Genomic DNA, 11811 nt, shown 5'->3' on the forward strand with positions numbered 1-11811 from the left:
GAGTTGAACTTATGACAAAGCATCAGGAGATTATAAAATATATTAATAGTTTAAAGGTAGGCACCAAGATTTCTGTAAGATCCATTGCAAATGCCCTAAATGTTAGTGACGGAACGGCGTACAGAGCCATAAAGGATGCTGAAACACTTGGAATTGTAAGCACTATACCAAGAGTTGGTACTGTCAGGATTGAAAAGGTTGAAAAGCGGAACATCGAAAACCTTACCTTTGCAGAAGTTGTAAATATTGTTGAGGGAACAGTCCTTGGAGGAAAGGATGGACTTCATAAAACCTTAAATAAATTTGTGATTGGTGCCATGCAGATAGATTCTATGAAAAAGTATATAACTCCCGGAAATCTTCTTATTGTGGGAAACAGAGAGGAAGCACAGAGCCTTGCCCTTGAAAATGAATGTGCAGTATTGATAACAGGAGGTTTTGGCTGCAGCGATGCAATACGAGCCCTCGCAAATAAAAAACAGCTTCCAATAATCTCCTGTACCTATGACACATTTACAACAGCTTCAATGATAAACAAGGCTATATTTGAAAACCTTATAAAGAAAGATATCATTCTTGTTGAAGATATTATGAAAACCGATGCTGAATATGTAAAGTCAAACGACACTATTGATAAGCTGAGGGAAAAAATGCGAAGGACTCGGCACGGTAAATTTCCAGTGCTTGATGAGAATGAAAAGCTTGTTGGCATTATAACTTTGAAGGACGTTGCAGCTGATGTTCCAGGAAGTGAATTGGTTTCAAAATATATGACAAGGGACCCTATAACTGTAACTCCCAAAACCTCTGTAGCATATGCAGCTCATATGATTGTATGGGAAGGCATTGAGCTTATACCGGTTGTAGATAACAAAAAGCTTGTGGGAGTTGTAAGTCGCCAGGATGTTATAAAGGCTCTTCAATATGTAAATAAACAGCCTCAGGTTGGGGAAACAATAGATGATCTTGTGCTTAAAAACTTTACCTATACGAATACGGATAGGGGTTTAAAATTTACAGGAAAGATAGTTCCAGAAATGTTAAACCCTATTGGAACTGCAAGCTGGAACGCATTAACCCTTATTATGTCGACAATTGGAACCATTGTGCTGCGCCAGAGAAACCATCTGAACGTTGCGGTGGATTCCTTCACTGTATTATATGCAAAGCCGGTTCAGGTAGATTCCAGTGTTGTTGTTCTGGCTAATATAATCGACATAGGAAGAAACTTTTCAAAGGTAGAAATTGAAATGATATCCGATGATGATAAGGAACTTGTTGGTAAGGCGCTTTTAAGTGCAAAGATACTGAGAAAGTAGGTGAGATGATGGCGAACTTTGTCCACTTACACGTTCATACTGAGTACAGCCTTCTCGATGGCTCGGCGAGGGTTAAAAAGCTTGTAAAAAGGGCAAAGGAGCTTGGGATGGACTCCCTTGCAATAACTGACCATGGCTCTATGTATGGCGTTGTAGATTTCTATAAAGCCTGCAGGGATGAAGGGATAAAGCCTATAATAGGCTGTGAAGTTTATGTAGCCCCAAGGAGCCTTTACTCAAAGGAGGCAGGCATCGATGCTGCAAACTATCATCTTATTCTTCTTGCAAAGAGCAATAGGGGATATAAAAACCTTATGAAGATAGTTTCAAAGGCATTTATAGATGGTTTTTATTATAAGCCGAGGGTTGACTATGATCTATTAAGGGAATTCTCTGAGGATATAATTGCAACAAGTGCATGCCTTGGCGGGGAAGTTCAGCAGATGCTTCTAAATGGGAACTATGAGGAGGCAAAGAAAAAGGCCCTTATGTATCAAAACATCTTTGGAAAAGGAAGCTTCTTTCTTGAACTTCAGGATCACGGTATAGAGGAACAGAAGAGAGTAATAAAAGAACTCCTTAGGCTTTCTGAGGACACAGGAATACCACTTGTTGCAACAAACGACGTTCATTATATAAACAAGGAAGATTCAAAGGCCCATGAAATACTGGTATGCATACAGACGGGAAAGACAATAGATGATCCGGATAAACTGGAATTTTTAAGCGATGAGTTTTATTTAAAATCTCCTGCACAAATGGGTGAGCTTTTTAGTTATGCACCATCAGCCATTGAAAACACGGTAAAAATTGCTGAAATGTGTAATGTAGAGTTTGAGTTTGGGGTTACAAAGCTTCCAAAGTTTGAAACACCTGACGGAATGGATTCAAAGGAATTTCTAAGAAAACTATGTTTTGATGGGCTTAATGAAAGATACAAAAATCCTTCCAAGGAAGTTATAGACAGATTAAACTATGAGCTTTCGGTAATAGAGCAGATGGGATATGTAGATTACTTCCTGATTGTGTGGGACTTTATAAGATTTGCACGGGAAAATGGAATTATGACAGGACCTGGAAGGGGTAGCGCAGCAGGGTCCGTCGTTGCATATGCCCTTGGAATTACCAAGATAGATCCTATAAAATATAATTTACTGTTTGAGCGCTTTTTAAACCCTGAAAGGATTTCCATGCCCGATGTTGACTCTGATTTTTGCTATGAACGCAGACAGGAAGTGATTGACTACGTTGTTTCCAAGTATGGAAAGGACAGGGTTGCACAGATAGTGACCTTTGGTACTATGGCGGCGAGGGCTGTAATCAGAGACGTTGGAAGGGCCCTTAACTATCCATATGCCGAAGTTGATGCTATAGCAAAATCTGTGCCTATGGAGCTTAATATGACAATAGACAGAGCACTTGAGATTAACCCTGAGCTTAGAAAGGAATATGAGGAAAACGAAAGAGTTAAGCATCTCATTGATATTGCAAGAAGCCTCGAAGGCCTTCCAAGGCATTCCTCAACCCATGCAGCGGGAGTTGTTATTTCATCGGCGCCGCTTACTGAATATGTTCCGCTTGCTAAGAATGAGGATGTTGTTGTTACTCAGTTTCCTATGACAACCCTTGAAGAACTTGGGCTTTTAAAGATGGACTTTTTAGGCCTTAGAACCCTGACAGTTATAAGGGACGCAGTAGAGCTTGTGGAAAAAAACAAAGGGATAAAGATAGATCTTGATAAACTGAATTATGATGACAAAGAAGTATATGATATGATAAGCAGGGGTGAAACGGAAGGCATATTCCAGCTTGAATCAACAGGAATGACCAACTTTATGAAGGAACTAAAACCTTCAAGCCTTGAAGACATAATAGCCGGCATCTCACTTTACAGGCCTGGTCCAATGGATCAAATACCGACATATATAAAGAACAAGAACAATCCTGAACATATTGAATATCTGGATGAAAAGCTAAGGCCAATACTTGATGTTACCTATGGAGTTATGGTATATCAGGAGCAGGTAATGCAGATTGTTAGGGACATCGCAGGATATTCCATGGGAAGGGCGGATCTTGTTAGAAGGGCCATGGGTAAGAAAAAACATTCCGTAATGGAGCAGGAGAGGAAGAACTTTATATATGGCCTTGAAGACGAGAATGGAAATATAATAGTCCCGGGAGCAATACGCAACGGGGTTAGTGAAGAGGTTGCAAAGAAACTATTTGATCAAATGGAAGAATTCGCTAGTTACGCTTTTAATAAGAGCCATGCAGCAGCCTATGCCGTTGTTGCGTACCAGACAGCTTACCTGAAAAAACATTACCCCGTTGAGTTTATGTCAGCGATGCTTACCAGCGTTATGGGAAGCAATGAAAAGGTAGCCTTCTACATTCATGCATGTAGGAAGATGGGCATAGAGGTTTTGCCACCTGATATAAATGAAAGTTACGTTAATTTCTCCGTTGCAGGGGACAAAATAAGGTTTGGTCTTGCAGCTATAAAAAACGTAGGAAAGGGAGCTATTCAGGCTATTATAGAGGCAAGGGAGAAAAAGGGAAATTTTGAAGGATTTACTGACTTCTGTGAAAAGGTTGAGTTGTCGGATATAAATAAAAGGGCAGTAGAGAGTATGATAAAGGCGGGAGCATTTGACTCCCTTGGACTTAAAAGGGCTCAGCTTCTTAATGTATATGAAAAGGTCATGGACTCTGTGGTTAATAACAGGAAAAGAAACATTGATGGCCAGATATCTCTATTTGGGTTCGATACATCTTCAGAGGTAAAGAAAAAGGATGATTTTCCAGATATAAAGGAATTTGATAAAAAACATCTCCTGGCAATGGAAAAGGAGATGCTCGGATTATATATAAGCGGACACCCTCTTGACGAATACAGCAGGGAGCTTGCAAACTTTACGAACACAGGCATATCAGACATAATAACCATAGGCCATGAGGATGGGGCAGAAATTGAATTAAAGGTACAGGATGGGCAGAGGGTTATAATAGGTGGAATAATTTCAGATATAAGCATTAAGTCTACCAGAAACAACGATATAATGGCATTTTTAAAGGTTGAAGATATGGTTGGGAGCATTGAAGTGCTTGTTTTTCCAAAAGTTTATCAAAAGTGCAGCAGGTTGATATCCGAAGACAGCATTGTTTTAATAAAAGGGAGAATAAGCATTAAAGAGGATGAGCAGCCCAAAATAATTGCAGAGGATATTGAACAGCTAAATAAAATATCTGTTAAAATAAATAAATTATTTATTAGGCTTGATGAAGACAAGTGGCAAAAACAAATAGAAATTTTAAAGCCCGTATTTTTAAAGTATAGGGGTAATTGTCCTGTTCAGGTTGTTTTAAATAAATCAAGGAAGAGTTTTATGGCATCCAGAGAATACTGGGTTGACATATGCGATAAATTAATTGAAGAAATTGGAGACCTTATTGGGTCAGAGAATTTAAAGGTGAAGTAGCCTTCACCTTTATTATTAAATTATAGTTTAATAATCATTAATAATGTGAAAAATAATAGTAATACCACTACAAAGTTTTAAATTTATATGATAAAATTTTAAATGTGAATTTAGCAAGTTTTTAGTGCTGTCTTAAGTGAGATAAGCCCAATTTATTTAAAATCATTATGTAAAAGTACAGGGGGCTCAATACATATGTGGACAGTGGTTTATGTTGCACAAAATATTGAAGAAGCTAAAAAGATAGAAAAGGTTCTGGCTGCCGATGGAGTTTTAGTTAGGGTAAGGCAGATAGGAAAGGGTAAAAATGGCCAGGGGATATTCGAAGTGCTGGTTCCTAAAACTGAAGTGGAGGACGCATATTTAATTCTAACTTCCATAACATATTAAGGTAAGTTCATTGCTATCTTTATTATTAGTTCAATAGGGTAAATATTTTAAAAGTGGGACCAATATAGTCCCTATGGACAAGGAGGTATACTATGAGAACAATTGGTATTTTAACAAGTGGTGGGGATGCACCGGGAATGAACGCAGCCATAAGGGCCGTTGTCAGGTCAGGTATATCCAGTGGAATGAGAGTAATGGGGATACAAAGAGGATACAATGGCTTAATTAATGGCGAAATATATGAAATGAGCCGCTCTTCTGTTTCAGATATAATACAGAGGGGAGGAACAATCCTTAGAACAGCAAGAAGTGAAGAGTTTAGGACCCCGGAGGGAAGAAAAAAGGCATATAATGTGCTTAAAGTATTTGGTATAGAAGGGCTTGTCGTTATAGGAGGAGATGGTTCCTTTACGGGAGCTCAAAAGCTTTCACAGGAGTTTGATATAAAAACCGTTGGAATTCCAGGAACAATAGACAATGACCTTGCATATACCGATTATACAATTGGTTTCGATACAGCTTTAAATACAGTTCTTGATGCTATAAATAAGCTCAGGGATACATCAACTTCCCATGAAAGGGTAAGCATTGTTGAAGTTATGGGAAGACACTGCGGCGATATAGCTTTATATGCAGGCCTTGCAGGTGGGGCAGAAAGCATAATTATACCGGAAGTGGATTATAGTTTTGATGAATTGTGTAAAACTATTATTGAAGGAAAGGTCAGAGGAAAAATACACAACCTCATAATTCTTGCAGAAGGAGTTGGAGGTGCAGAGGAGCTTGCAAAGCACATTGAGGAAGTTACAGGAATAGAAACAAGGGCTACTATACTTGGACATATTCAGAGGGGAGGAAGTCCAACTGCCTTTGATAGAATACTAGCTTCAAGGCTTGGGGCAAAGGCTGTCGAGGTTCTTCTTGAAGGTAAGAGCCAGAGGGTAGTAGGAATTAGAAACAATAAGATTATAGATGTCGACATAAATGAAGCACTGGCAATGCAAAGAGAAAACAAGCATGACCTCTATGATCTGGCCAAAACACTTTCATACTAAGGAGTGAAATCATGAGAAAAACTAAGATTGTTTGTACAATTGGACCTGCAAGCGAAAAGGAAGATGTTCTCAGAAAGCTTATAGAAAGAGGATTGAATGCAGCGAGGTTAAACTTCTCCCATGGCGATCATGAAGAGCATGGAGCAAGAATTAGACTGGTAAAGAAGTTAAGGAAAGAGATGAAAAAGCCCATAGCCATAATGCTCGATACAAAGGGGCCTGAAATAAGGACAGGAAAGTTCGTAGATAAGGTTGAACTCGTTGAAGGGCAGAAGTTTACAATAACTACAAGGGAAGTAGTTGGGGATAATACTATTTGTTCAGTGACCTATGATAAGCTTCATGAGGATGTGAAGCCTGGAGATACAATTCTGATAGACGATGGACTTATAGGGCTTAGAGTTGAAAGCATAGAGGGACAGGATATACATTGTACCGTATTAAATAGCGGCCCTGTAAGCAATCATAAGGGGGTTAACGTTCCAAACGTTAAAATCAACCTTCCTGCCCTTACCGAAAAGGATATAGCAGATATAAAGTTTGGTATAGAGCAGGGCATAGATATGATAGCGGCTTCCTTCGTTAGAAAGCCATCAGACGTTATGGCTATAAGAAAGGTACTTGAACAAAATGGAGGCGAAGGAATATTAATAATCTCAAAGATAGAGAATCAGGAAGGCGTAGAAAATTTAGATGAAATTATAAAGCTGTCAGACGGTATAATGGTTGCAAGAGGCGATCTTGGAGTTGAAATACCGACTGAAGAAGTTCCCCTTGTACAGAAGATGATAATAGAAAAATGCAACAGGGCAGGAAAGCCTGTAATTACAGCAACTCAAATGCTTGATTCCATGATAAGAAACCCAAGACCAACAAGGGCTGAAGCTAGTGACGTTGCAAATGCAATATTTGATGGAACCGACGCTATAATGCTAAGCGGTGAAACAGCAAATGGCAAATATCCTGTAGAGGCTGTTACAACCATGGCAAGAATAGCTGAAAAGGCAGAAACTGCATTAAATTATGAGGCAATGCTGGCAAAGAGAAGAGTACAGCATGCTCCAACGGTTCCAGACGCCATAAGCTTTGCAACTGTTACAGCTGCAATGGAGCTCAATGCCTCAGCTATAATCACGGCGACACAATCAGGCCATACGGCAAGGATGGTATCCAAGTATAGACCGCAGTCACAGATTATTGCTGTAACACCATACGAAAAGGTTGCAAGAAGGCTTTCAATAGTTTGGGGAGTTTATCCGATTATAACTGAAAAGATGGAATCAGCCGATGAGGTTCTTGATAAGTCTGTTGAAGAAGCACTTAACCAGGGATATGTAAAGAAAGGCGACCTTGTTGTACTTGCGGCAGGCGTGCCAATAGGCTTTACAGGAACTACCAACCTTATGAAGGTTCATATAGTTGGAGATGTCCTTGTAAGGGGTAAGGGTATGGGAAATTCAACCTACGGCAATGCATGTGTTGTAACTGACAGCTCAATTTTGGAAGAATCACTGAATGAAGGGGATATACTGGTAACCAGGAATATTGAAAAGGAGTATCTTCACATTGTTTTAGACAGGGTAAGTGGTGTTATAACAGAAGAAGGTGGACTTTCATCCCACATTTCAGTGGAATGTATAAGCAAAGGAATTCCGATTATAGTTGGAGCAGAGGGTGCAACCAATATCATAAGGACAGGAACACTTATAACAATGGACCCAAGAAATGGAATGGTCTACAGCGGAAAAGCCAGCGTTCTATAAATAATTTTATATTTTGATTTTTAATAAGCCCTTTTTAGGGCTAATTTTTTTATGGTGATATGTTTATTTGATATAATATATATAAGTTCTATGTTAAGGAGGATAGATATGTATAAAAAATCTATCCTCAGGGGAGGTTTTAGAAATGTACGTTTATAGGCATAAATTCAGGGTAAGATACCCTGAAACCGACAGGATGGGCATTGTATACCACTCAAACTACATAATATGGTTTGATATTGGAAGGACTGAGTTTTTAAGATCCCTTGGATATACATACAGGGAGCTTGAAGAACAGGGAATATGGCTTCCTATAATTCAGGTAGGGTGTAAATATAAAAGCCCTGCAAGATATGATGATGAGATTACTATACATACCTATATTGAGGAACTTGGAAGAGTCAAAGTTAAATTTGGGTATAAGATATATAGGGGCGATGAACTGCTTGCTGAAGGCTTTAGCCTTCAGGGAATCACAAACGATAAACTGAAGCCAATTGCCCTTGATAAACATAATCCTGAAGTTTATAATAAGCTGCTTGAATGTACTGACAGGCAGTGATTATAACGTGTTGTGCCGTTTTTTTTTGAAGATGCTGCTATAAAAAATATATTCCATTTTGATTTGTCTTTATGGCGCAAGATTTTAATTTTTATGAAATCAGGGGGAATTGATATGATTTACAGGGAGCTTGGGAAAACAGGGCTTAAAGTTTCAGCAGTAGGCTTTGGAGGGATTCCCATTCAAAGGGTTGCAGCTGAAGAAGCGGTTAAGGTCATTCATAGGGCTGAGGAACTTGGAATCAATTTTATTGATACTGCGAGAGGGTATTCTGTAAGCGAAGAATATATTGGCCATGCATTAAAGGGACGAAGGGATAAATGGATTATAGCTACAAAGTCAATGGAAAGAACAAGGGAAGGGATGCTAAAGGACATCGATATAAGCCTTAAAAACCTTCAAACTGATTACATAGATCTGTATCAAATACATAATGTAAAGGAAATGGAAACATATAATCAGGTGGTTTCAAAGGGAGGGGCTTTAAAAGCTCTTGTCGAAGCAAAAAAGCTGGGAAAGATAAGGCATATAGGAATTACTGCCCACAGCCTTGATACTTTGAAGGTTGCAATAGAAAGTGGTTTGTTTGAAACAGTAATGTATCCATATAATATAATTGAAAGACAGGCGGAGGGGCTTTTTAAGCGTGCAAAGGAGCTTAATATGGGAACTATTGCAATGAAGCCCATGGCGGGAGGAGCTTTAAATAATGGGTATCTTGCAGTAAAGTTCATACTTCAAAATGAAAACATATCAGTTGTTATTCCAGGAATGGCGACAATAAAAGAGGTTGAAGAAAATGCATCTCCTGCTGAAAACCTTACTGAATTAACACAAGAAGAGGAGAGGCTATGTCAAAAAATTGCCAGTGAAATGGGTGAAACCTTCTGTAGAAGGTGCGGATACTGTGCACCCTGTCCTCAGGGCATAGACATACCTTTTAGCTTTATCTTAAAGGCATATTATGATAACTACGATCTTAAGGGCTGGTCCATGGAAAGATACAAGGGTTTAAAAGCCCATGCATCAAATTGTAAGGAATGTGGAATTTGTGAAGGACGGTGCCCTTATAATCTGCCTATTAGAAGTATGCTTAAAGAAGTTAGAAATACTTTTGGAATTTAATGAATAATCTTTTTGTATATAGTAAATAATCATAATAGCTATGTCCATGTAAATGAAGGGCAAGCTGATTCTATACCTGCACACCTTATGGTGTGTCTTTTTTTATTCACTTTTATAAACGATTTTGAAACGTATAAATCAGAAATAATATGAGCAATATAAGTATGAAAAACAATTTATTAAGCTTTTAAAGGAGGAAAAGAGATGAGGAGGTTAGACGGTTTAGACTGGATTGCAATAGTATTAACAATAGTCGGAGCATTAAACTGGGGACTTATAGGACTGTTTAACTTCGATTTAGTGGCTGCTATATTTGGAACCATGAGCTTATGGAGTAGAATAATATATACACTTGTAGGAATAAGTGGTTTATATCTTATCTATACGGTGAGCAAATTTGGTGAAACCGACGTAGATGTAGAAAGTCGTTAATCAGCTATAAAAAGTATTCTTTCCCCCGGGAGAGGATACTTTTTTGTTTCATTGTTCAAATGCTATTATTTTTTTGGTAAAATAAAGTGGTATTTATTATATTGCCTAGAGATTGATATGGGCAAAGGTCTGTAATTATGATAAAACTATTGGTACAAAGGATTAATTTTGAAAAGGGTGATATAATTGAGGACTGGAGTTCCAGTTGAAATGAATAAGGAATATATAATTGAGATTACAGGAATGGGCCACGAAGGAGAGGGAGTAGGGAAAATAGACGGCTTTACAGTTTTTGTACAGGGTGCATTACGGGGCGAAATTGTCTACGTAAAGATCGTTAAAGTAAGCAAAAACTATGCCGTTGGTAAGCTGTTGAAGGTTGTAGATCCATCCTCCGATAGGGCTAATCCCGTTTGCGGGATATATGAAAGGTGCGGTGGTTGTCAGCTTCAGCATGCGTCCTATGGGGCCCAGTTAAGGTTTAAAAAGCAGAGGGTGATTGATGCCATTGAAAGAATAGGAAAGCTTGAGGATGTAATTGTCCACGATACCATAGGTATGGCAAATCCATATAGATATAGAAATAAAGTTCAGCTTCCTGTTGGGGAGAAAAATGGTGAGATACAAATTGGATTTTATGCTCCAAAAAGTCATGATATCATCAACATGAATGTATGCCATATTCAGGATGATACTGCAGATGAAGTTGTAAAGCTAACAAGGAGATGGATGAAAAGCTATGGAGTTAAAGCATATAACGAGGAAAGAGGAACGGGCGTTGTAAGGCATATAATGGTAAGAAAAGGTTTTAAAACAGGGGAGGTAATGGTAGTTCTTATTACCAATACCAGAGAAGTTCCGTTTGTAGAAGAATTTATAGAGCTTGTTTCTAAAAACATAAAGGGTATTAAGAGCATAATTCAAAACATTAATCTTAAGAAAACCAATGTAGTATTGGGAGAAAGCTCAAGAACCCTCTGGGGAGAGGACACAATAACTGATTATATAGGTAAATTTAAATTCAACATATCCCCACAATCCTTCTTCCAGGTCAACCCTGTTCAAACGGAGGTACTTTATAACAAGGCCCTGGAGTATGCAAACCTCACAGGAAATGAGATAGTGTTCGACGCATACTGCGGAACGGGAACAATATCCCTTTTCTTAGCCCAAAAAGCAAGGAAGGTTTATGGGATTGAAATTGTACCCCAGGCAATAGAAAACGCAGTTCAAAATGTAAAGCAAAATGGAATAGAAAATGCAGAGTTTATAGTAGGAGAGTCTGAAAGGGTTATACCAGAACTAATTGAAAAAGGAATAAGAGCAGATGTAGTTGTTGTTGATCCTCCAAGAAAAGGCTGCGAGAGAGAGCTTTTAGAAGCAATTGCAAAAATGGCTCCCAAAAGAGTAGTATACGTTTCATGTGATCCTGGAACTCTGGCAAGAGATTTAGGCATATTGGACGAATTAGGATATAAAACAATTGAAATACAGCCTGTAGATATGTTTCCTCAGACGGCGCATGTGGAGTGCGTCACATTGATGTCAAAGGTTGAGAAATAAAAAACTGAAAAGCTTGTAAATAAAGGGTTTCCAGACATTTAGTTTTTCTCGAGGCCGATCTGCCGGATGTGGCAATGTCAGGAAACCCTTATTTTTATTGTTTGCGGGAACATATCAACC

9 protein-coding genes are annotated in these 11811 nt (G+C 38.6%); all 9 read left to right on the forward strand.

Annotated features, from left to right (window positions below; translation table 11 throughout):
- Positions 1 to 11 precede the first annotated feature (11 nt).
- Entirely contained in the window at positions 12 to 1319 is a 1308-nt protein-coding gene (locus tag EDD71_RS00800; protein WP_133626848.1) for a DRTGG domain-containing protein, read from the forward strand.
- Between the two features lie 5 nt (positions 1320 to 1324).
- A complete protein-coding gene (locus tag EDD71_RS00805) occupies positions 1325 to 4801 on the forward strand; it encodes a DNA polymerase III subunit alpha (protein WP_133626849.1) in 3477 nt (1158 codons plus the stop codon).
- A gap of 195 nt (positions 4802 to 4996) precedes the next feature.
- Positions 4997 to 5191 (forward strand): hypothetical protein, encoded by a 195-nt coding sequence (locus EDD71_RS00810; RefSeq protein ID WP_133626850.1) that lies wholly within the window; start codon positions 4997 to 4999, stop codon positions 5189 to 5191.
- A 92-nt stretch (positions 5192 to 5283) separates the two neighbouring features.
- The gene (pfkA, locus tag EDD71_RS00815) at positions 5284 to 6246 is read left to right on the forward strand and encodes a 6-phosphofructokinase (RefSeq protein WP_133626851.1); all 963 of its coding nucleotides are present in this window, start codon (positions 5284 to 5286) and stop codon (positions 6244 to 6246) included.
- A gap of 11 nt (positions 6247 to 6257) precedes the next feature.
- Positions 6258 to 8009, forward strand: a complete 1752-nt coding sequence (gene pyk / locus EDD71_RS00820) for a pyruvate kinase (RefSeq protein ID WP_133626852.1) — start codon at positions 6258 to 6260, stop codon at positions 8007 to 8009.
- Positions 8010 to 8154: 145 nt separating this feature from the next.
- The gene (locus tag EDD71_RS00825; protein WP_133626853.1) at positions 8155 to 8571 is read left to right on the forward strand and encodes an acyl-CoA thioesterase; all 417 of its coding nucleotides are present in this window, start codon (positions 8155 to 8157) and stop codon (positions 8569 to 8571) included.
- A gap of 114 nt (positions 8572 to 8685) precedes the next feature.
- Entirely contained in the window at positions 8686 to 9696 is a 1011-nt protein-coding gene (locus EDD71_RS00830; RefSeq protein WP_133626854.1) for an aldo/keto reductase, read from the forward strand.
- A 204-nt stretch (positions 9697 to 9900) separates the two neighbouring features.
- Positions 9901 to 10128 carry a DUF378 domain-containing protein gene (locus tag EDD71_RS00835; protein ID WP_133626855.1) on the forward strand — a complete coding sequence of 76 codons (228 nt, stop codon included), beginning with the start codon at positions 9901 to 9903 and terminating at the stop codon, positions 10126 to 10128.
- Positions 10129 to 10338: 210 nt separating this feature from the next.
- Positions 10339 to 11691 (forward strand): 23S rRNA (uracil(1939)-C(5))-methyltransferase RlmD, encoded by a 1353-nt coding sequence (rlmD, locus tag EDD71_RS00840; protein WP_133626914.1) that lies wholly within the window; start codon positions 10339 to 10341, stop codon positions 11689 to 11691.
- The last annotated feature ends 120 nt before the right edge of the window (positions 11692 to 11811 follow it).

Source organism: Fonticella tunisiensis (assembly GCF_004364155.1).
GTDB lineage: Bacteria > Bacillota > Clostridia > Clostridiales > Caloramatoraceae > Fonticella > Fonticella tunisiensis.

Coding starts and splice junctions, on each gene's coding strand:
- EDD71_RS00800 (WP_133626848.1), top strand. CDS start 12: ATGACAAAGCATCAGGAGATTATAAAATATATTAATAGTTTAAAGGTA.
- EDD71_RS00805 (WP_133626849.1), top strand. CDS start 1,325: ATGATGGCGAACTTTGTCCACTTACACGTTCATACTGAGTACAGCCTT.
- EDD71_RS00810 (WP_133626850.1), top strand. CDS start 4,997: ATGTGGACAGTGGTTTATGTTGCACAAAATATTGAAGAAGCTAAAAAG.
- pfkA (WP_133626851.1), top strand. CDS start 5,284: ATGAGAACAATTGGTATTTTAACAAGTGGTGGGGATGCACCGGGAATG.
- pyk (WP_133626852.1), top strand. CDS start 6,258: ATGAGAAAAACTAAGATTGTTTGTACAATTGGACCTGCAAGCGAAAAG.
- EDD71_RS00825 (WP_133626853.1), top strand. CDS start 8,155: ATGTACGTTTATAGGCATAAATTCAGGGTAAGATACCCTGAAACCGAC.
- EDD71_RS00830 (WP_133626854.1), top strand. CDS start 8,686: ATGATTTACAGGGAGCTTGGGAAAACAGGGCTTAAAGTTTCAGCAGTA.
- EDD71_RS00835 (WP_133626855.1), top strand. CDS start 9,901: ATGAGGAGGTTAGACGGTTTAGACTGGATTGCAATAGTATTAACAATA.
- rlmD (WP_133626914.1), top strand. CDS start 10,339: ATGAATAAGGAATATATAATTGAGATTACAGGAATGGGCCACGAAGGA.